A 20,121-nucleotide genomic window follows, 5' to 3' on the forward strand; every position below is an offset into this window, starting at 1 on the left:
CCCGCCTATGCTGGCGAGTACTCACCCGTACGAACGCACGAGGAGCCAGCATGAGCACGGCCACCCGAACCGCCGTAGTCACCGGCGCGAGCAGCGGCATCGGCGCGGCCACCGCCCGGCAGCTCGCCGCGGCCGGCTACCACGTCGTCCTCACCGCCCGCCGCAAGGACCGCATCGAGGCCCTCGCCGCCGAGATCACGGCCGCCGGCCACGAGGCGACCGCCCACGCCCTCGACGTCACCGACCGCGCCGCCGTCGACGCCCTCGCCGCCTCCCTCGACCGCTGCGACGTGCTCGTCAACAACGCCGGCGGTGCCATCGGCGCCGACCCCGTCGCCACCGGCGACCCCGCCGACTGGCGCACGATGTACGAGGTCAACGTCATCGGCACGCTCAACGTGACCCAGGCCCTGCTCCCGGCCCTGACCGCCTCCGGCGACGGCACAGTGGTCGTCCTCTCCTCCACCGCCGGCCACGCCACGTACGAGGGCGGCGCCGGCTACGTGGCCGCCAAGAACGGCGCCCGCGTCCTCGCCGAGACCCTCCGCCTGGAGATCGTCGGCCAGCCCGTCCGCGTCATCGAGATCGCCCCGGGCCTGGTCAAGACCGAGGAGTTCGCGAAGACCCGGTTCCGCGGCGACGCGGAGCGGGCGGAGAAGGTGTACGCCGGCGTGGCCGAGCCCCTCTCCGCCGACGACGTGGCCGACACCATCACCTGGGCGGTGACCCGTCCCAGCCACGTCAACATCGACCTCCTGGTGGTCCGCCCCCGCGCCCAGGCCTCGAACACCAAGCTCCACCGCGAGCTGTAACCCGTACGCGCCTACGGCACCAGCCCGGCGCTCTTCAGGTGCGGCATCAAGGCCGCCGGCTTCAGCCCGGCGGCCTTCGCCGCGTCCAGGGCCCGCTTCAGGTCCGCGCCGAGCGTCGGCGTGAAGTGCAGCAGCACGATGTCACCGGCGTTCAGCTGCGGCGTGGCCGGCGTCTCGCTCCACGTGGTGAAGTCGTGCGTCCACGTGATCAGCGCCTTGACCCCGCACGCCTTCGCGGCCAGCCGCACATCGTCGTTGACGGCCCCGTACGGCGGCCGCAGCAACTTCGGCTCCCGCCCGAACGCCGCGGCGACCTGCTCCCCGGCCCCGCACACCTCGGCGTCCTTGCCGGCGGCGTCGAGAGCGGTCAAATCGGGATGATTGACGGTGTGGTTCTCCACGTTCACCGCACGCCCCTGCGCGACCAGCCCGGTGAAGTACTGGGCGTCGTACGAGAACGCCCCCGGCAGCAGGAACAGCGAAGCGGGCACCCGCTGATCCACGAGCGCCTGTGCGACGGCGGGATCGTGCGCCCACCCGTCATCGATGGTGATGAACACGACCTTCTCGCCGGTCGGCACGTGCGACACGACGGGCGGCAGCCCGACGGCCCGCGACCCCGCGGCAGCGGCCGGAGCGGCCGGAGCAGCAGCCCCGGACCCGACGGCATCGGCCGCCTGAGCGGCACCAACGGTGAGCGACAACGACGCGAGCGCGGCAAGCACCGCACGGGATCTCCACATGCGGCACACCTTGGTCTAGACCAACTCCCGCCGTCAATCCCCTAGTAGGGAGTTCCTTTCGCGGAAAGCAGCTCCGCACCACGGGAGTTGACGGTCACCACATCGGCCGGCCCCTGCGCCGGAACCTCGATCACAGCCGTCACCGACCAGCGCCGGTCCGCGACCGTCCAGTGCCGGGAACCGCCCAGCATCCGCTCGACGTCGCTGCCCTTCTTGAACGCGAACCACCTCGTCCCCGGCTTGTTCTCCGAGTGCTCGGTCATCACGTACGTACAGGTCACCAGCGAAGCGCCGCCCGCCAGCCGCACCACCGGCAGGTCCCCGCCCGTGGGTGCGTAGGCCAAGCTGTTCCGCACCAGCCCGTCGACGAGCTCGTCCCTCGCGTTGTACGCGTCGACCACCCCACCCGTGAGGGGCCCCTGCACGAAGTGCTCGCTCGCACGCTCGCCGTTGGGGGCGGTGAAGCTCAAGTAGTCCCCGTACCGCCCGCACGCCTTGCGGTCCTCGGCGGCCCGCGACGAGAACACTGCGCCCGCGACCACCTCCGTAGCCGGGGCCTCGATCCCCTTCTCCCGCATAAGGAGGTTCTTGCCCTCCAGATACCGGGCCGGGGACGCCCCCGCCTTGACCGGCCCCCCGTACACCCAGGAGGTGGCGGCCGCCTTCCACGCACCCCCGGGCCCGTCCTGCACGAAGTGGTGCACCGCCGTCGCACGATCCTCGACATACGCATCGACCTTGCTGAACACGACGAACGAACGCGGATACCCCGGCTGCTCACGCTCCGTCGGGATCACGAAGACGGGCCGGGCGAAATCGGTGTCCCCGTCCCTGACGATCGAGTGCAGGTTCTTGCGCGCGTGCCGCGCCTTGCTCTCCTCCAGCAGCGCACCGGTCTGGATCTTGGAGATCGCCGCGAAGTCGGCCTTCCCCTCGGCCACCGAGTTCGCCCACCCGAAGTGGTTGAACACCTTCTCGGCATCGGCGACGGAAATCACGCGCGACAGCACCACGGGCGCGGCCGAAACGGACGCCGGCGCAGCCTTCGCCCCGCCCTCCCCCTTCGCACCCGAGCACCCGGAAACCCCCGCCACCACCACAACGGCGACCCCGAGCCCCCACCACCGACCAGCAACGCCACGTACCACGACAGATCCCCCCACGGGACTGGACAACCGGAACACCGCAGATCACATCACACCCGCAAACACCCGCCCCCGACTCCCCACCCGAAAGGGAATGTGACACCCCACCATGCGTTCGAGTGAAGCCACCCCAAAGCCCCGATAGCACCCCGAACCCCTACCTAAGTTCGGTGACAACACAAACGGCCCCCGCCCGGGATGGCAGTCCCGACCGAGGGCCTCACCGACAAGGAAGAGTGACTTCCCCATGGCTGACCAGGACCCTAGCGCCCCCGTGCGCTTCATGGACCTCGAAGACCCTCGCTACGCCTACATGTTCGGCTTCCTGCAGGCCGACGGGCACCTCGCGCAAGGCAGAGGGCAGAAGGGGCGACTCACCACCGAGATCAACGTTCGCGACATCCACATCCTCCGCGAGTTCCAGAAGCTCACGCCCTACTACAGCTCCATCACCGAGCGCGTCCGGAGCACGAACTTCGCCGAAAGGCATCACTCCGCGACCTGGTCCGTCAGCTCGCTCGAAGCCCGGACCATCGTCAACGAACTCGGCATCCCCTACGGCAAGAAGTCGCAGACCATCAAGCCACCACGCACGGACTTCTCACGTCCCGACTACCTCCGCGGAGTCATCGATGCCGACGGGTCCCTCGGCTGGACTGCCCAGGGATGGCCCTTCCTCTCCCTGGTCTCGGCCAGCACAGAAATCGCCGCCTACCTGTGCAAGTACGGCAAGGACCTCACAGGAACAGAGCGCACGACCTCACGCAATACGCGAGACGCCGTCTACAACGTCTGCTACTACAAGGAGACGGCGCAGCAGCTTGCCGCGCACCTCTACTACGACGGCTGCCTCGCCCTCGACCACAAGAAGGCCAAGGCGAACGCGATCCAAGGCTGGGTCCGTCCCGCGGACATGAAGATCGCCCCGCCGCGACGCCGCTGGACAGTGCAGGACGACCAGGAACTGGTCCGCCTCAACGACCCAGCCGCAGCAGCGGTCGCCTTGGACCGGACCGAACAGAGCTGTGCGATGCGTCTCTGGCGGTTCCGCACCGGACGCGTCCCCACCCCACCGCAGTAGACGAGGGCACCGCGAGAGGGGCACCGCATGTGCGGTGCCCCTCTCGGCTTCACCCCTTGATGCAGACGACCTGCCGGAGCTTGGCGACGACCTCCACGAGGTCCCGCTGCTGCTCCATGACCTGCTCGATCGGCTTGTACGCCGCCGGGATCTCGTCCACGACGCCCGAGTCCTTACGGCACTCCACGCCCTTGGTCTGGTCCGCCAGATCCTGCGCCGTGTACCGCTTCTTCGCCGCCGTCCGGCTCATCCGCCGTCCCGCGCCGTGCGAGGCCGAATTGAACGCGGCCTTGTTGCCGAGGCCCTTCACGATGTAGGTACCGGTGGCCATCGAACCCGGGATGATCCCGTACTCGCCGCTGCCCGCGCGGATCGCGCCCTTACGGGTGACCAGCAGGTCGACGCCGTCGTACCGCTCTTCCGCCACGTAGTTGTGGTGGCAGCTGATCTCCTGCTCGAAGGAGACCTTCGCCTTGCGGAACTGCTTGCGCAGGACCTCCTTGAACAGACTCATCATCACGGCACGGTTGTACTTGGCGTACTCCTGCGCCCAGTAGAGATCGTGGCGGTAAGCAGCCATCTCCGGAGTCGCAGCGAGGAACACGGCCAGGTCCCGGTCGACCAGCCCCTGGTTATGGGAAAGCCCCCGCGCGATGCCGATGTGATGCTCAGCCAATTGGTTGCCGATGCCTCGGGATCCGGAATGCAGGGTCAGCCACACTGCGCCCTGATTGTCCAAATTGAGCTCAATATAGTGATTTCCGAGGCCGAGACTCCCCATTTGCCGCAAAGCCCGCTCCCGCCGGAACTTCACCGCATCCGCGACATAGTCGAACCGCTCCCACAGATCCCCGAACCCCCGCTCCGAGAACCCGTACAGCCGCCCCGGATCCACCGCCTCCCGGTGCATCCCCGCCCCCACCGGGATCGCCTTCTCGATCTGCGAGCGCAGCCCCGACAGGTCCCCCGGGAGGTCGTTCGCGGTCAGCGACGTCTTGACCGCCGACATGCCGCAGCCGATGTCCACGCCCACCGCCGCCGGGCAGACCGCGCCCTTCATGGCGATGACCGAGCCGACCGTCGCGCCCTTGCCGTAGTGCACGTCCGGCATGACGGCGAGGCCCTTGATCCAGGGAAGGCCGGCGGTGTTCTGGAGCTGGCGCATCGCGCTGTCCTCGACCGACGCCGGGTCGGTCCACATCCGGATGGGAACCTGCGCCCCGGGAACTTCTACGTACGACATTTCACCCTCAACACCCCGTCAACACCACAAAAGTCTGATAACGCAAAAGCCTCGCTCATGGCCCTAAATACGACAGAGGACCGGCGCCGGCACCAGCGTGTGCGATAGACATTGTGTCCAGCCGCGCCCCAGCCGCGGCAACGCATTTTCCCGAAGGGAGCCGGTGGAGCGTGCAGCGCAAGACGGTACGAGTACGTGGAGTCCTGCCAGCCATCGCGATGCTCACCGCCCTCGCGGCCGGGCTCACCGCCTGCACCGACGGCGACGGCGGGATCGGAACCAAGAGCGACTCGAAGCCCGGTACGAACTCCGGCACGCTCGCCCAGCCCGGCAAGTACCGCATCCTGCCCATGCCCTGCAAGGCCGCCGACGAGAAGAAGGTCAAGGCGATGCTCCCGGCCGCCGAGGGCCTCGCCCCCGAGGCCCTCGAAGCGCTCTACGCCGGGGTCGCGGACGCCTCGTACGACGCCGACCGGCGCGTCGGCTGCCGCTGGACCGCGCAGACGCCGACCGAGACCCGGCTGCTGTCGGTGGGCTTCGAGCGCGTGGTCTCGTACGACCGGGCCACCACCAGCGACGACGACAAGGCGCGGCAGGTCTACGGCAGCCAGCTCACCGCCGCCAACCTGCCGCCCACCCCGGGGCCGTCCGCGAGCCCGACCCCGACCCCGTCCGGGTCCGGGGCACCGGCATCCGGGGCCCCCGGCGCGACGCCGAGCCCCGCACCTACTCCGAGCACGGGGGCGAGCACGGGCACGGGCACCAGCCCGGCCACGAGCACCAGCCCCGGCGCGTCCACCAGCCCCTCCGCCCCGCCCGAGCTCGGCTCCCGCGTCCTCGAAGGGCTCGGCGACGAGGCCTTCCTCGACGACAAGCTCGCCGCCGCCGGGGCCACCGCCGCCCAGGCGCGCACGGTCCGCATTGTGTTCCGTACCTCGAATGTCATCGTCACCGTCGAGTACAGCGTCCAGCCCGCGCTGCCCGGCACGGTCCCGCCCAGCGGTGAAACCCAGGACAGGGCAAGGCAGTTGGCGCAGGCCCTCGTGGAGCGGTTCAACGACTAGCCGGTCCCGTCCCAGGGGGGCGTACGGGACCGCCGTGACGGCGCGCACAGCAGCCGGGCGCCGGGTCGGGCTACGGTTGCTCGGGTCCCGCGCCCGCAAGAGGGACCGAACGAGCCCGCACGAAGACCCACAACGTCTGAAGGAATCATGCACCGATCAGCCTCGCGCCTCACCCGCGTCCTCGCCTGCGCAGCCGTCCCGGTGATCCTCACGGTCGCCGGCTGCTCGTCCGACTCGGGCGAGAAGTCGGGTGCCGACAGCGGCAAGAAGTCCGGCGCGTCCTCGTCCGCCAAGCCGAGCGCCAAGCCCTCCAAGGAGGCGCTGGAGAAGGCCGTGTACGCCACGCTGCCGGAGCCGTGCAAGGCGGTCGCCGCGAAGACCATCGAGACGATCGTCCCGAAGGCGAAGGACGCGAACGGCACCGCCGCCAAGTCCAACGACCTCACCAGCCGTGCCACCTGCACCTGGAACGGTCTGGACGAGGCCGGCCTGAAGGGCTCGCAGTACCGCTGGCTCTCGATCTCCCTGGTCCGCTACGACTCCCTCGCCTCGGTCGGCACCGGCAGCAAGCGCGCCGAGGACGAGTACGCCAAGCAGGTCGAGAAGGCGAAGGCCGTCGAGGGCGCGGAGAACGTGAAGCCGGAGGAGGCGGGCGGCATCGGCGACCAGGCCGCCACCGTCACCTTCACCACCAAGAAGGACGGCGACTTCTTCAACACCTCGGTCATCGCCCGCACGCACAACGTGGTCATCACCCTCGACTACAACGGCACGGCCTACGAGGGAGCGACCGCTCCCGACCAGGCCAAGCTGCTCCAGGACGCCATCGCGGCGACGAAGGAGACCGTGGCCTCGGTCGCGGCCGCCAACGAGGCGAAGCAGCCCGAGCAGTCGGGTCAGCCGGAGCAGTCGCCCTCGCCTTCGAACTCCTAGGACGTCTTGCCTTCGAACGCCTAGGACACCCCGCCTTCGAACTCCCAGGACCCACCGCGCCGTCGGCGGACCGGTGCCCGGAAGCCCCGGGTCCGGACCGCCGACGTCCCCTGGCCCGTACGCGCGTACGCTGTGCCCTGCCGTAGCTCGACAAGGGGAGGGGATCGCGGGTGGCCGCGATGCAGCTGACTCGTACGCACCGGATATTGATCGGTGTGGTGGTCGCCGGAGCCGTCGTCATCGCGGGGATCGGTTTCGCCGGTTCTTACTCCGCCGTGCGCGCCCTGGCCTTGCAGAAGGGCTTCGGTTCCTTCTCGCTGGTCTTCCCGATCGGCATCGACATGGGCATCTGCGTCCTGCTCGCGCTGGACCTGCTCCTGACGTGGATCCGGATCCCGTTCCCGCTGCTGCGCCAGACGGCGTGGCTGCTGACGGCGGCGACGATCGCCTTCAACGGCGCGGCCGCCTGGCCCGACCCCCTCGGGGTCGGCATGCACGCGGTGATCCCGATCCTGTTCGTGGTCACCGTGGAGGCGGCCCGGCACGCGGTGGGCCGGATCGCGGACATCACCGCGGACCGGCACATGGAGGGCGTCCGCATCACGCGCTGGCTCCTGTCCCCCGTCCCCACCTTCAAGCTGTGGCGCCGGATGAAGCTGTGGGAGCTGCGCTCCTACGAGCAGGCCGTCGGCATGGAGCAGGACCGGCTGATCTACCAGGCCCGCCTGCAGGCCCGCTACGGCCGCGCCTGGCGCCGCAAGGCCCCCGTCGGGGCCCTGATGCCGCTGAAGCTGGCCCGGATAGGCGTCCCCCTCGCGCAGACCGCCCCCGAGGGCCTGGCCGCGGCGGGCATCGACCCCCTCCTCATCCCCCCGGCCCCGAGCCCGGACCCGACGGCCCCGGCCCTCACGGCGGGCGCCGAGGCCGCGCAGCAGCCGGCATCGGGCACGGCTCCGGGCACCGCGCCGGGCACGGCCGTGGCGGTCGCGGGCCCCGGCCCCCTCCCCGCCGACGCCGGGCAGCCCCATCAGCTCGCCGGGCCGGATCCCCAGTACGCGCAGGTGCCGGGCGGGGCCTCCATGGCTGCTCAGGGTCATCCCGACGCCGCGCCGTTCGTGGTGGACCCGACCGCGATGCCGGCCGCGCACAACAGCGCGTGGTTCGCGGCGCCCCGCGCGCCGCAGGCCGCGTACGAGGGCGGCTACAACCCGCAGTACGTCGAGGGCCTGGAGCCGACCCCGGTCATGCCCCCGACGGGCCCGGAGCAGCAGGAGCCGGAGCAGGCCCAGGTGCAGGCCCCGGTGCAGGCCCACGAGCCGCAGGAGCTGCCGATACCGGGTCCCCGCCAGGAGGAGGCCTTCTTGGAGGGCGAGCCGCCGAGCGACGACGACGTGAAGTTCGCGGAGGCGGCGTACGAGGTCTTCCGTTCCCACCTGGAGGAGAACGGCGAGGTCCTGACCGCGGAGCAGCTCGACATAGTGCTGGCCGACCGGTACGGAGTGGTGCATCCGCGCAGCGCCTCGCTGATCCGCAAGATCTTCCCGCAGCTCAAGCAGCGCTACCAGACCGAGCTGGAGAACGAGCACATCGCGTAGCCCCGTGCCCCCGGGCCCCGGAGAGGGGCATGGGAAGGGCCCGCACCCCCGAGGGGTGCGGGCCCTTCCCGCGTCCGTGGGGAGCCTCAGCCGGCGAGCAGCTTGCGCACCCGGTCCGCCCCCACCGCGAGCAGCAGCGTGGGCAGGCGCGGCCCGGTCTCCCGGGTCACGAGGAGCCGGTAGAGCAGCGCGAAGAAGGTGCGCTGGGCGATCTTGAGCTCCGGCGTGGGCTTGGCGTCGGGTTCCAGGCCGGCCATCACCTTGGGCACGCCGTAGACGAGCGTGGTGAGCCCGTCGAGGGACCAGTGCGAGTCGAGTCCGTCGAGGAGGCGGCGCAGGGACTCGCGTCCTTCGTCGTCCAGGGAGGACAGGAGCTCTGCGTCGGGCTCCTCGCGCACGAGGGTCCGCTGGTCGGCCGGGACCTGGGTGGTGATCCAGTTCTCGGCGCGGTCCAGGCGCGGGCGGACCTCGTCGAGGGAGGTCAGCGGCCGCTCCGGCTCCAGGTCGCTGAGGATGCGCAGGGTCTGCTCGTCGTGTCCGCCGGTGATGTCGACCACCGAGGCGAGCGTCCGGTACGCCATCGGGCGCGGGGTGCGCGGCAGCTCGTGCGCGGCGACGCGTACGGCGCGGGCGTGGGCGGCGGCGTCGGCGGGCAGCACGGAGCCGTCGGCGACCTTGGCCTCCAGCTTGTCCCACTCGTCGTAGAGCCGCTGGATCTCCTGGTCGAAGGCGATCTTGAAGGACTGGTTGGGCTTGCGGCGGGCGTAGAGCCAGCGCAGCAGCTGGGGCTCCATGATCTTCAGCGCGTCGGCCGGGGTCGGGACCCCGCCCTTGCTGGAGGACATCTTGGCCATGCCGCTGATGCCGACGAAGGCGTACATCGGGCCGATCGGCTGCTCGCCGCCGAAGATGCCGACGATCTGGCCGCCGACCTGGAAGGAGGAGCCGGGCGAGGAGTGGTCGACGCCGGAGGGCTCGAAGATCACGCCTTCGTAGGCCCAGCGCATGGGCCAGTCGACCTTCCAGACCAGCTTGCCGCGGTTGAACTCGCTGAGCTTGACCGTCTCGGTGAACTCGTCCTCGGTGCAGACGTAGGTCAGCTCGGTGGTCTCGTCGTCGTAGGACGTCACCTTGGTGAAGTCCTTGCCGCACTCAGCGCAGTACGGCTTGTACGGGAAGTACTCCGTACCGTCGGCGCTGCCGTCGTCCTCGGCGGCCGCGCCGGAGCCTTCGGCGGCTTCCAGCTCGGCCTCGTCGACCTGCTTCTGCTGGGGCTTCTTGCCGCCGGGCTTCTGCTTGGTCCGGTACTGGTCGAGGATCGCGTCGATGTCGCCGCGGTGCTTCATCGCGAACAGCACCTGCTCGCGGTAGGTGCCGGCGGTGTACTGCTCGGTCTGGCTGATCGGGTCGTACTCGACGCCGAGCTCGGCCAGCGCCTCGACCATGGCGGCCTTGAAGTGCTCGGACCAGTTCGGGTACGCGGATCCCTCGGGGGCGGGCACGGCGGTCAGCGGGCGGCCGATGTGCTGGGCGTGCGATTCCTCGGTGACGCCGGGGATGCCCTTGGGGACCTTGCGGTACCGGTCGTAGTCGTCCCAGGAGATGAGGTGGCGGACCTCGTGGCCGCGGCGGCGGATCTCGTCCGCGACCAGGTGCGGGGTCATGACCTCGCGGAGGTTCCCGAGGTGGATCGGGCCGGAGGGGGAGAGGCCGGACGCGACGACGATCGTTTTGCCCGGGGCTCGGCGCTCCGCCTCGGCGATGACCTCGTCCGCGAAACGGGAGACCCAGTCGGTCTCGGTGCTGCTCGGGGCGCTCTGACCCACGACACGTCCTTCTCTCTCGAATGCTGGCTTCTCGCCATTCTCCCAGACGGAAGGGAGCACTCCGAGGTTTATCGGCGCGGCCCGATCCCCGGTATATCCCGGGATGTGGACAGCCCTCGCGTGGGATACTCGGCACTTGTCGGAACGCCCAAGTGCACCCACCGGCACAACGTCAGGCACGACCTCACAGGAACGGCAGCTCATGGCCTCGGTCCCTTCCCTCGCTTCTTCCGTCAACCAGCGCGTCGCCGACGCACTCGCCTCCGCCCTGCCGGACGCCGGTGCGAGCGACCCGCTGCTGCGACGAAGCGACCGGGCCGACTTCCAGGCCAACGGCATCCTGGCGCTCGCGAAGAAGGCCAAGGCCAATCCGCGCGAGCTGGCGACGACCGTGGTCGAGGGCATCGACACCGGTGACCTGATCCGGGAGATCGAGGTCTCGGGTCCGGGCTTCCTCAACATCACCATCACCGACCGGGCGATCGTCGAGACCCTGGCGGCCCGCGCCGCGGACGACCGTCTCGGTGTGCCGCTCGCGGCGAAGCCGGGTACGACGGTGATCGACTACGCGCAGCCGAACGTGGCCAAGGAGATGCACGTCGGCCACCTGCGGTCCGCCGTGATCGGTGCGGCGATGGTGGAGATCCTGGAGTTCACCGGCGAGAAGGTGGTCCGGCGTCACCACATCGGCGACTGGGGCACCCAGTTCGGGATGCTCATCCAGTACCTGCTGGAGCACCCGCACGAGCTGGACCACAAGTCCGAGGACGGCGCGGAGGTCTCCGGCGAGGAGGCCATGTCCAACCTGAACCGCCTGTACAAGGCCTCGCGCACGCTCTTCGACTCCGACGAGGAGTTCAAGACGCGGGCCAGGGCCCGGGTGGTGGACCTCCAGGCGGGCGAGCCGGAGACGCTGGCGTTGTGGCAGCGCTTCGTGGACGAGTCGAAGATCTACTTCTACTCCGTCTTCAACAAGCTGGACATGGACATCCAGGACCCGGACGTCATCGGCGAGTCCGGCTACAACGACATGCTGGTGGAGACCTGCAAGCTGCTGGAGGACTCGGGCGTGGCCGTCCGTTCCAACGGCGCGCTCTGCGTGTTCTTCGACGACGTCAAGGGTCCGGACGGCAACCCGACCCCGCTGATCGTCCAGAAGTCCGACGGCGGCTTCGGCTACGCCGCGACCGACCTCTCGGCGATCCGCGACCGGGTGGGCACGCTGGGCGCGACCGAGCTGATCTACGTGGTGGACGCGCGGCAGTCCCTGCACTTCAAGATGGTCTTCGAGACGGCTCGCCGGGCGGGCTGGCTGAACGACGAGGTCAAGGCCGTGCAGCTGGCCTTCGGCACCGTGCTGGGCAAGGACGGCAAGCCGTTCAAGACCCGTGAGGGCGAGACGGTGCGGCTGGTGGACCTCCTCGACGAGGCCGTCGACCGGGCCACGGCCGTCGTCCGGGAGAAGGCCGAGAAGATCGGTCTGAGCGAGGCGGAGATCGTCGAGAACGGCCAGTACGTGGGCATCGGCGCCGTGAAGTACGCGGACCTGTCCACCTCGGCCGCGCGCGACTACAAGTTCGACCTGGACCAGATGGTCTCGCTGACCGGTGACACGTCCGTGTACCTCCAGTACGCGTACGCCCGCATCAAGTCGATCCTGCGCAAGGCGGGCGAGGCGGGCGACCGCAAGCCGGTCGCGCACCCGGAGCTGGAGCTGGCGCCGGCCGAGCGCGCGCTGGGCCTGCACCTGGACCACTTCGGCGAGCTCATCGCCGAGGCGGCCGCGGAGCACGCCCCGCACAAGGTGGCGGCGTACCTCTACCAGCTGTCCTCGCTGTTCGCGACGTTCTACGAGCAGTGCCCGGTCGTGAAGCCCGAGCCCGAGCTCGTCGTCGGCGAGAACCGCCTGTTCCTGTGCGAGCTGACCGCGCGCACCCTCAGCAAGGGCATGTCCCTCCTCGGCATCCGCACCCCCGAGAAGCTCTGACCCCGGGGCTACGGCGCAACGGCGGCCCCCGTCTCCCCCACCGGGAGACGGGGGCCGCCGTACGTGCGGGCGTCGCCCGGACCCGGTTCACCCGTACGGTCCGATTTCAGCCACACCTGCCGGGTAGGGGACGGCCCGTCCATCCCCTACCCACCCCCACGGAGGGCCCCGTGCCCGACATGAACGGCCCCTACAAGGCCGGCACCCCCTGCTGGATCGACCTGATGGTTCCCGACCAGCAGGCCGCCATCGACTTCTACTGCGACCTCTTCGGCTGGCAGGGCGAGGTCGGCCCGCCCGAGACCGGCGGGTACGCCGTCTGCACCCTCAAGGGCAAGCCGGTCGCCGGAATCATGAAGGCGATGAACCCGGACGGCACGATCCCCGACCCGATGCCCCCGACCGTGTGGACCACGTACCTGGCCACGGACGCCATCGACGCCACCCTCAAGTCGGTCACCGACGCGGGCGGCACGGTCATGATGGGCCCGATGGACGTCATGGACCTCGGGCGGATGGCCGTCATCGTCGACCCGACCGGCGCCGTCGTCGGCCTGTGGCAGGCCGGCACCTTCGACGGAGCGGGCATCGTCAACGAGCACGGCGCGCTCATCTGGAACGAGCTGACCACCGGCGACGTCCCCGCCGCGGTCGCGTTCTACACCGCCGTCCTGCCCGTCACCACCGCCGAGTCCTCGATGCCGGGCGCCGACGGGTACACGGAGTTCCAGGTCGGCGGCCGCGCGGTCGGCGGGATGATGAACATGGACAAGCTTCCGCCGGGGGTTCCGCCGCACTGGATGCCGTACTTCCACGTCGATGACGTCGATTCCGTCCAGGCGGCCGCCGTCCGCGCCGGGGGCACGGTCATGGCTCCCGCCTTCGACATGGTGGCGGGCCGGATGGCGGTCCTCGCCGACCCGCAGGGCGGCGGCTTCTCGGTCATCACGGCGACCGCCCCGGAGCAGCCCGCCTGACCGGGCCGCCGCCCGCCTCCTGATGTGACGGGGCTCACGGGGGACGTTTCCCCCGTGGGCCCCCTCCTCTGTGTGCCGGAGCGTTGCCGGAGCGTTTCATCACCGAGGGGGCACACCATGAAGGACACGACACGCCTACGCACCGGGCGCGTGCTCGCCGCGCTGCTCGCCGCCGACGGGCTGGTCCACCTGTACTGGGCCACCGGCCTGACCTGGCCCGCCCCCGACGAGCGGACCCTGTCCCTGGCCGTGCTCGGCTCCGAGGTGTCCTTCGGCCCGCCCGTGGTCCTGCCGCTCGCCGCGCTCACCCTGACCGCGGCCGCCGCCGTACTCGCGCACGCGCACGGCCGGGCCGGGCGGCCCGCCCGCCTGGTGACGGCCGCCGTCGCCGCCGGGCTGGCCGTACGGGGCCTCGCGGGCCTGGGCTGGGCCGCCGGTCTCCTCGACAGCCCGGCGGACGGCCCGTTCCGTGCCCTCAACCTCGCCCTGTACACCCCCGCCTGCCTCGGCTTCGGCTGGGCCGCGGCCCGGCTGGCCCGGGCCCGGTGAGCATGCACGGCAGCCCCGCCGCGGGTCCCCTCACCCCCGCCGCCCGCGACCGCGGAGTCGCCCTCGCGCGCGCGGCCCGGGCCGGAGACACCCTCGCGCTGCACGACCTCCTCGACCACCTGACCCCGTACGTCGCCCGGATCTGCCAACCGATCGCCCTCGCGGACGGCCCCGACGCCACGCAGGAGGCGCTGCTCGCGGTCTTCCGGTCCCTGCGCTCGCTCCGAGACCCGGAGGCCCTGTACGGCTGGGTCCGGTCCATCGCCGTCCGCGAGGCCGTCGGCACCGCCCGGCGCGCCTCCCGCGACCGCCCGGCCGAACTGGCCGACGTACCCGCCCGGGACGATCCGCAGCTGGCCGCCGACATCGAGGACGTCCTGGCCCGCCTCTCCCCCGCCCACCGGGCCGTCCTCGTGCTCCGCGACGTCGAAGGCCTCGACGAGGAGTCCGCCGCCGCCCTGCTCGGCGTCCCGCCGGGCACCGCCAAGTCCCGGCTGCACCGGGCCCGTACAAGCTTCAGGAAGGCGTGGTCCGCATGACATCCGAACACGAAGTGGATCCGGTCGCCCGCCTGCGCATCATGGCGGCCGGCGTCCCGGGAGCCCGGGTCGTCGAAGCGACCCTCCCCGCCCCCCTGGAGGCCGTCTGGGCGGTGATGTCGGACCTGGAGGGCGAGTTCGGCCGCTTCCAGCCCGACATGCGCACCGTGCGGGTCCTCCGCCTCGACGGAGACCGCGTGGAGGCCCTGGCCCGCAGCACGTACGGCCTACGGGCCCACTTCCACGGCGTCCTGCGCCCGGGCTGGTGCTGGCTCCAGAGCCGCTTCCTGATCATCGGCATGGCCGCCACCCCGGAGCCCGGCGGCGGCACCCGGGTCGCCCTGACGGGCGGCCTCCGCGTCCCGGGCCGCGCGGCGATCGTCCCGCTGGGCGCGGAGCGGGAACTCCGCACGGCGATGGCCAGATTGGCGGTACGGCTCAGCGCCTGAGGCGGTCCCACCAGCGCCGGGGCGGCCGGACTTCGGTGAGCACAGCGAGCCGGACCGCATCGGCACACGCTGCTGCTTCCCCTTCGCCGTCGCCCGCAAGGGCGAACAGAGCGGCCGCCCGGTCGAGGGCTTCGACGGACTCGGCCCGTCGCCCCAGGCCCAGCAGCGCGGCTCCGCGACCCAATTGCGCCTGGGCTTCGCTCCTCCACTGCTCCGTGTCGGCCAGGAGGGACGCAGCCCTTTCGTACGACTCCAGCGCTTCCGTGAACCGGTGCTCCAGCAGGCAGATCGCGCCCAGGACGCCCGTCGTCACCGCTTCGCCCTGTTGGTCCCCGGTGGCCTCGAACAGGACCAGTGCTTCCGCGTAGCGCACGCGCGCTTCAGTCGATTGCCCGTCTTCCAACAGCGCTTTGCCCAGTTCCGTGAGCACATGCGCCACGGTTGTGCTGCGCCCCAGGCCGCGCAGCATCGAGAGCGTCTCTTCCCATACGGCCTGGGCCTCCTCCCGCTCCCCGGCCCCCCACAGCACTTTCGCAAGAAGCTGCGATCCGGAGGCCTCGCGGTGCCGGTCGCCGGTCTCGCGCATGCAACTCACCACCTGTCTGCACATTTCGACGGCCTCGGCCTGCTCCCCCAGGTCGTCCAGAGCGTTGGCGAGATGGAACAGGGCGAAGCCCTCCCCCTGCCGGTTCCCCAGCTCGCGGAAGATCTTCAGGGCCTCCTCGCTCCTTGCCCTGGCCTCTTCGAGTCGCCCCGTCTTCCGGAAGACGGCAGACAAGAGGTCCAGGACATTGGCCTCCCCTTCCCGCCCCTCAGCCTCACGGAAGACGGCGAGAGCCTCCGTCAACGGTCCGATCGCCTCCTCGGCCCGCCACGATTCGTTGAGCGCGCTGCCGAGGTTCGCCAGCATGCTTCCGGTCAACCAGCGATCACCGGTTGACCGTGCCACTTCGAGAGCATCCCCCGCCACCATCACCGCGTCCGGTGCATGACCGTAGACGGCGAGGTAGGGGCCCAGCGCGTCGGTCAGCGCGAAGACGGCCTCGGGCCAACCAGCCTCTGCGGCCCACCCCACGGCGGCGACCAGCACGGCGCGTTCCGCGTCCATCCAGTGAAGCGCCGCGGCCATCGGGGGAAGCTTCTCGTCCTCGGCCTTCGCGGGGCCGATGCCCAGCACGCGGACCGCCTTGCGGGTGGTGCCGAGGAAAGCGGCCATGAGTCGCTCGGCCGCCACTTCCCGGCCGTCCTCCTGCGCGCACTCCTCCGCCCGGTCCCGCGCGTACAGCCGCACCAGGTCGTGCATGCGCCAACGCCCCGAACCGACCGGCTGCTCCGAGAGGAGGCTCGCCCCCGCGAGAGCGGCCAGGGACGGCCTCACCTCGGCGTAGCCCTCGACCGAGGGCAGTCCCTCGTACCCGGCGAGCAGCCAAGCGAACGCGGTGGAACAGTCCGGCCCCGGCGCCACCGTCAGCAGCCGGAAGATCCGCGCCTGGTCCGCAGGCAGCCTTGCGTACGAGAGGTCGAACGCGGCCCGGACCCCGACCGGCACGTGGCCCTCGACGTGCAGCGTCTCCAGCCGGGTCCTCGCCTCGGCCAGTTGCCGCGCCAACTCACCCGCCGCCAGCCCCGGATCCCCCGCCAGCAGCGCCCCCGCCACCGTCAGCGCGAGCGGTAGCCGCCCGCAGAGGTCTGCCACCCGCGCCAGCGCCTCGGGCTCCCGCGCCGGGCGCGGATCCTCCGGCCAGGTCCGCCGCAGCGCACCGGCGATCAGCTCCGCCGCGGGCCCGGCCGACAGTTCGTCCAGCCCGACGACCCTCGCGGCGAACCCCGGCGCGACCAGCCGGTGCCGCGAGGTCACCAGTAGCCGATGCGTGCCGTCCGGCGGTACGAGGTCCTGCACCTGGGACACCGCCCCCGCGTCGTCCGCGACGATCAGCACCCGTTGCCCGGCCCGCGCCAGCGCGGCCAGCCGGGCCCGGTACAGCGCCACCTGCCCCTCGGGGGACGGCGGTACGTCCGCGTCCCCGACGCCGAGGTACCGCAGCATCTCCCGCACCGCCTGCGCCCCGCTCACCGCGCCGTTCGGGGCGTAGCCGTGCAGCTGGAGGAAGAACAACCGTTCCTCGAACCACCCGTACTCCAACGCCCGATGGGCCGTCGCGACGGCCAGCGCACTCTTGCCGACCCCCGGAAGCCCGGCCACGACGGTCACCGGAGCCCCGCCCTCGTCGAGCAGGTCCGCCAGCACCTTGACCGGCCCGTCCCGCCCCACGAGCGCGGCAGGCGGAGCGGGCAGCCCCGGCGCCGCCGGCGGCTGGGGTACGGGACCGGCCCCGGGCCCCGGGGCAGCGGTGTAGTCCCCAAACACCTGAATGACCGTCGAGGACCCCTCAGCCTGCGCCCGTTGCTCGACGCTCACGGAGCAGGTTCCGGATCCGGCTGCTCACCGCCGCCGGCGGCCGTCTGCTGGACGCGGGAGTCCCCGTCGGCGCGCGCCCGCTGGTCCACCGGGCCGGAGCCGCCGCCCCCGGTCTGCGTGACCTGGCTGGTGCCGGAGGCCCGCGCCCGTTGCCTCAGGGAGTTCTCCCCGCCGCCGCCGCCGGCCCACCACCCGCCGACCAGCGCACACACCGCGGCCATCGCCCCGCCGAATCCTGCGGCGGCCGACACCCGGTCGGAGTCCTTCTCCGGCAGCCAGCCGAACGGGTCCCACACCCCCAGCCGGAAGCCCACCAAGAAGGCGATCCCCGTCCCCACGACGACCACAACCCACCGCAGTGGACGCGACATTGATCCCCCTCGGCCAGGATTTCCCGAGAGTCGAAGCTAGCAGCCGGCCCCCCGGAATTCGCACCAGACGACCTTCCCCGGCGCCCGGGGCAGCACCCCCCACGCGTCGGCCAGCGCCCCGACCAGGAGCAGCCCCCGCCCGGCCGTCCGTTCCCCGATCCGCGACAGTCCGGGCCCGCTGTCGTGCACCTCGATGCGGACGGTCCCGTCGTACGTGAGCAGTCGCAGCAGGTAGCCCCGGCCGCGCGGGACCCCGTACCGCAGCGCGTTGGTCGCGAGCTCGCTCACGCAGAGCAACAGGTCGTCCCGCCGGGAGGCCCTGCCCCACGCGTCCAAGGTGTCACGTGTGAAGTGGCGTGCGGCGCGGATGGTTTGGGGTGAGCGCAAGTAGAGGCGCTCCTGCACCAGGGCGGGTTGAGTATGAAGGTTCACCCGCCGATCGTCGCGTTACGTGACTAGCGTGGAGCAGTACGGCAACCCGTACTCGTAATCAGTACGGGTTGGTACGGGTACTTCACCGGCGCAGGTGGGGAGTTCACATTCATGCCACCAAGGAAGCGGGCACGGCCCAATGCGACGGCGATGCGGATGGTCGGCGAGCAGCTCGCCGTCTGCCGGATCGCCAAGGGACTGACCCAGAAGGAGCTCGGCAAGCTGGTCGGACTCCAGGAGGAGAGCATCGCCTCCATCGAGCAGGGCAGACGACCGCTGATGCCGGACGTGGCCGTTCTGCTGGACCAGATCCTGGGGCTTCCCGGGGTGTTCGCGGTCGCCGCGCACAAGATGCCTCAGATCGACGTGATCCCGCCCTGGGCGGAGCCGCTGATCAACCTGGAGCAAAGGGCCGTCGCGCTGTCCTCGTACGAGAACCAGGTCATCCCCGGTCTGCTCCAGACCGAGGCGTACGCACAGGCCGTCTTCCGCAGCCGCACACCTCGTTACACCGAGGGCGAGATCGCGGACCAGACGGCGGCCCGGCTCGACCGCCAAACGACGCTGCGCCGCGAGAAGCCGATGCAAGCCAGCTTCGTCATCTGGGAACCCGCCCTCGCCTGCCCACTCGGCGGCCGGGCGGTCCTGCAGGAGCAACTCCGCCACCTGCTGACCTGCTCCGAATGGCGCGGCGTTTCGATCCAGATCCTGCCACTGGACCGTACCGGCCATCCAGCACTGGACGGTCCGTTCGTCCTGCTGGAGACCCCGAACTACCAGCACATCGCGTACGTCGAAAGCCAGCGAGGCAGCCTGGTCGTCTCTGACCTGGATGAGGTCAGCATCCTCGCCCAGAGGTATGCCATGCTGCGCACACAGGCCCTCAACCCCGAGGAAACCAGGGACCTGTTGAACCGGCTGCTAGGAGATCCATGAGCACCCACCTCACGTGGTTCAAGTCCAGCTACAGCGGCAGCGACGGCGGCAACTGCCTGGAGGTGGCGGTCGCAACCTGCGCGACCCGGATCCACGTCCGCGACTCGAAGGTCCCGCACGGTCCGGTGCTAAACCTGACCCCCGCCGCTTGGGCCACCCTCACGGAGTGGACCGCTCGCTGATCAGCGCGGCCAGGCCGTCCAGGATGCGGTCCAGGCCGAAGCGGAACTGGAAGTCCGGCTCGTCCGCGCCCGTGAACGCGTCGGACTCCAGCAGGCGCGTCACCGCCGGGTGCGTGTCCGGGGCGGTCATCAGGCGCAGGGTGCGTACGTACTGACCCAGTACCTGGTCCGGTGAGACGCCCGACTTCACGATGGCGGCGATCATGTCCGCGACCATCGTCGCCTCGTTGCGGACCAGCCCGCCGATGAGGATGATCGCCGAGACCTTCTCGCCCTCCCTCAGGGCGGTCCCGGCCATCGCCGCGAGCCCGCGTTCCATCCAGGCGAGCTGGTTGGGGCTGACCGGCGCTCCGCTGAGCGGAATGCGCACGATCCAGGAGTTGGCCATCAGGACGGCCCGCTGCGCGTAGGCCCACTCCGACAGCAGCTCCCGCCAGCCCGAAACCCCGGACGGCTCCGGCGGGGTGCCGACACCCGCGTCCGCCATCAGGATGTAGAGCTCTTCCTTCGCCGTGACGTACCGGTAGAGGGACATCGTCGAGACGCCCAGCTCCTTGGCGACCCGCCCCATGGAGACGGCGTCCATCCCCTCCCCCGCGGCGAGAGCGACCGCCGCGTCCACGATCCGCTGGAGCGTGAGGGTGGGGCGCGGGCCCTTGCCGGGCCGTTCGCGCAGGCCCCAGGCCATCGCCAGGCTCGCCGGGAGCCCGGTGCCGTCGTCGTCCGCTTCCTTCACCATGGCCGCTCCCTCCCCCGTCCGTCCGTCATGAGTCGTTGACGCACATCCTAGTTCTGTGTATTACTTACGCAATGGCGCGTAACCCATACGCAGAACGCA

At 70.8% G+C, this 20,121-nt stretch carries 20 protein-coding genes; 12 read left to right on the top strand and 8 right to left on the bottom strand.

Features of this window, described 5'->3' with window-relative positions:
- Window positions 1-50: 50 nt before the first annotated feature.
- Window positions 51-812 (top strand): SDR family NAD(P)-dependent oxidoreductase, encoded by a 762-nt coding sequence (locus OHA37_RS16100; RefSeq protein WP_266905784.1) that lies wholly within the window; start codon window positions 51-53, stop codon window positions 810-812.
- Window positions 813-823: 11 nt separating this feature from the next.
- Here the strand turns inward: OHA37_RS16100 and OHA37_RS16105 are convergent, their stop codons facing one another.
- Together OHA37_RS16105 and OHA37_RS16110 are read right to left on the bottom strand one after the other, a co-directional pair.
- The gene (locus tag OHA37_RS16105; protein WP_266905785.1) at window positions 824-1,555 is read right to left on the bottom strand and encodes a polysaccharide deacetylase family protein; all 732 of its coding nucleotides are present in this window, start codon (window positions 1,553-1,555) and stop codon (window positions 824-826) included.
- A 41-nt stretch (window positions 1,556-1,596) separates the two neighbouring features.
- Entirely contained in the window at window positions 1,597-2,553 is a 957-nt protein-coding gene (locus tag OHA37_RS16110) for a hypothetical protein (protein WP_266905787.1), read from the bottom strand.
- A gap of 394 nt (window positions 2,554-2,947) precedes the next feature.
- Between OHA37_RS16110 and OHA37_RS16115 the strand changes: the two genes are divergently transcribed.
- Window positions 2,948-3,781, top strand: coding sequence for a hypothetical protein (locus OHA37_RS16115; RefSeq protein WP_266905789.1), 834 nt, complete (start codon window positions 2,948-2,950; stop codon window positions 3,779-3,781).
- 49 nt (window positions 3,782-3,830) lie between these two features.
- Here the strand turns inward: OHA37_RS16115 and OHA37_RS16120 are convergent, their stop codons facing one another.
- Entirely contained in the window at window positions 3,831-5,024 is a 1,194-nt protein-coding gene (locus OHA37_RS16120; protein ID WP_266905791.1) for an RtcB family protein, read from the bottom strand.
- A gap of 170 nt (window positions 5,025-5,194) precedes the next feature.
- Between OHA37_RS16120 and OHA37_RS16125 the strand changes: the two genes are divergently transcribed.
- From OHA37_RS16125 to OHA37_RS16135, 3 genes are all read left to right on the top strand, one after another.
- A complete protein-coding gene (locus OHA37_RS16125; RefSeq protein ID WP_266905793.1) occupies window positions 5,195-6,088 on the top strand; it encodes a DUF3558 domain-containing protein in 894 nt (297 codons plus the stop codon).
- Between the two features lie 147 nt (window positions 6,089-6,235).
- Window positions 6,236-7,021, top strand: a complete 786-nt coding sequence (locus OHA37_RS16130; protein ID WP_266905795.1) for a DUF3558 family protein — start codon at window positions 6,236-6,238, stop codon at window positions 7,019-7,021.
- 179 nt (window positions 7,022-7,200) lie between these two features.
- Window positions 7,201-8,616, top strand: a complete 1,416-nt coding sequence (locus OHA37_RS16135; protein ID WP_443046173.1) for a DUF2637 domain-containing protein — start codon at window positions 7,201-7,203, stop codon at window positions 8,614-8,616.
- 86 nt (window positions 8,617-8,702) lie between these two features.
- Here the strand turns inward: OHA37_RS16135 and lysS are convergent, their stop codons facing one another.
- The gene (lysS, locus tag OHA37_RS16140; RefSeq protein WP_266905799.1) at window positions 8,703-10,442 is read right to left on the bottom strand and encodes a lysine--tRNA ligase; all 1,740 of its coding nucleotides are present in this window, start codon (window positions 10,440-10,442) and stop codon (window positions 8,703-8,705) included.
- Window positions 10,443-10,644: 202 nt separating this feature from the next.
- Between lysS and argS the strand changes: the two genes are divergently transcribed.
- The 5 genes from argS (at window position 10,645) to OHA37_RS16165 (ending at window position 14,943) form a co-directional block, all read left to right on the top strand.
- On the top strand, window positions 10,645-12,429 hold the full coding sequence (gene argS / locus OHA37_RS16145) for an arginine--tRNA ligase (RefSeq protein ID WP_266905801.1): 1,785 nt from the start codon (window positions 10,645-10,647) through the stop codon (window positions 12,427-12,429).
- 179 nt (window positions 12,430-12,608) lie between these two features.
- Window positions 12,609-13,406 (top strand): VOC family protein, encoded by a 798-nt coding sequence (locus OHA37_RS16150; protein ID WP_266912842.1) that lies wholly within the window; start codon window positions 12,609-12,611, stop codon window positions 13,404-13,406.
- A gap of 117 nt (window positions 13,407-13,523) precedes the next feature.
- On the top strand, window positions 13,524-13,955 hold the full coding sequence (locus tag OHA37_RS16155) for a DUF3995 domain-containing protein (RefSeq protein WP_266905803.1): 432 nt from the start codon (window positions 13,524-13,526) through the stop codon (window positions 13,953-13,955).
- A gap of 2 nt (window positions 13,956-13,957) precedes the next feature.
- Entirely contained in the window at window positions 13,958-14,494 is a 537-nt protein-coding gene (locus OHA37_RS16160) for an RNA polymerase sigma factor (RefSeq protein WP_266912844.1), read from the top strand.
- Window positions 14,491-14,943 carry a hypothetical protein gene (locus tag OHA37_RS16165; RefSeq protein WP_266905805.1) on the top strand — a complete coding sequence of 151 codons (453 nt, stop codon included), beginning with the start codon at window positions 14,491-14,493 and terminating at the stop codon, window positions 14,941-14,943. Before OHA37_RS16160 ends, OHA37_RS16165 begins: the two co-directional genes overlap by 4 nt.
- Here OHA37_RS16165 and OHA37_RS16170 read toward each other — a convergent pair.
- From OHA37_RS16170 to OHA37_RS16180, 3 genes are read right to left on the bottom strand one after another with little or no spacing between them, the layout of a single operon-like run.
- Window positions 14,933-17,362: a tetratricopeptide repeat protein gene (locus OHA37_RS16170; RefSeq protein ID WP_266905807.1), complete on the bottom strand. Its 2,430-nt coding sequence runs from the start codon at window positions 17,360-17,362 to the stop codon at window positions 14,933-14,935. The genes OHA37_RS16165 and OHA37_RS16170 overlap by 11 nt on opposite strands.
- Window positions 17,359-17,733 carry a hypothetical protein gene (locus OHA37_RS16175; RefSeq protein WP_266905808.1) on the bottom strand — a complete coding sequence of 125 codons (375 nt, stop codon included), beginning with the start codon at window positions 17,731-17,733 and terminating at the stop codon, window positions 17,359-17,361. Before OHA37_RS16175 ends, OHA37_RS16170 begins: the two co-directional genes overlap by 4 nt.
- A gap of 36 nt (window positions 17,734-17,769) precedes the next feature.
- Window positions 17,770-18,165: an ATP-binding protein gene (locus OHA37_RS16180; protein WP_266905809.1), complete on the bottom strand. Its 396-nt coding sequence runs from the start codon at window positions 18,163-18,165 to the stop codon at window positions 17,770-17,772.
- A gap of 111 nt (window positions 18,166-18,276) precedes the next feature.
- Here OHA37_RS16180 and OHA37_RS16185 point away from each other — a divergent pair, with 111 nt between their 5' ends.
- Both OHA37_RS16185 and OHA37_RS16190 read left to right on the top strand, forming a co-directional pair.
- Window positions 18,277-19,101, top strand: a complete 825-nt coding sequence (locus tag OHA37_RS16185; RefSeq protein WP_266905811.1) for a helix-turn-helix domain-containing protein — start codon at window positions 18,277-18,279, stop codon at window positions 19,099-19,101.
- Window positions 19,098-19,283 carry a DUF397 domain-containing protein gene (locus OHA37_RS16190; protein ID WP_266905813.1) on the top strand — a complete coding sequence of 62 codons (186 nt, stop codon included), beginning with the start codon at window positions 19,098-19,100 and terminating at the stop codon, window positions 19,281-19,283. The genes OHA37_RS16185 and OHA37_RS16190 overlap by 4 nt, the downstream gene beginning before the upstream one ends.
- Here the strand turns inward: OHA37_RS16190 and OHA37_RS16195 are convergent.
- Complete coding sequence (locus tag OHA37_RS16195) at window positions 19,261-20,022, bottom strand: TetR/AcrR family transcriptional regulator (RefSeq protein ID WP_266905815.1); 762 nt, start codon at window positions 20,020-20,022, stop codon at window positions 19,261-19,263. The two genes, OHA37_RS16190 and OHA37_RS16195, sit on opposite strands and share 23 nt — an antisense overlap.
- Window positions 20,023-20,121 lie beyond the last annotated feature (99 nt).

The sequence above is a fragment of the Streptomyces sp. NBC_00335 genome, from assembly GCF_036127095.1.
GTDB lineage: Bacteria > Actinomycetota > Actinomycetes > Streptomycetales > Streptomycetaceae > Streptomyces.